Annotated in this window: 1 pseudogene; it reads left to right on the top strand. The window is 51.3% G+C overall.

Annotated features, from left to right (window positions below):
- Positions 1-6 precede the first annotated feature (6 nt).
- Positions 7-359: pseudogene (locus tag ACTHSP_RS22920) on the top strand (polyamine ABC transporter permease); the annotation flags it as partial.

Below are 359 nucleotides of genomic sequence, written 5' to 3'. Positions count from 1 at the left end.
CAAATAATGCAGAAAACCAAATTATCCTGGTTCTTGAAACTGATGCTCCTGCTCTCGCTGGCATTCCTCTATATTCCGCTGGTGGTTTTGGTCATCTATTCTTTCAATGAATCCAAGCTGGTTACCGTTTGGGGCGGTTTCTCGACCAAATGGTATGGCGCATTGATGGAAAACGACACCATCTTGGAAGCGGCCTGGCTGTCATTGCGTATCGCCATCGTTTCCTCGCTTGCTGCCGTGGCACTCGGCACATTGGCAGGCTACGCTATGGCACGGATTAAACGCTTCCGCGGCAGCACCCTGTTTGCCGGTATGATTTCCGCGCCTATGGTGATGCCTGACGTGATTACCGGTTTGTC

Source organism: Neisseria sp. P0001.S005 (assembly GCF_051963715.1).
This window is presented reverse-complemented; position numbering and strand designations above follow the sequence as displayed.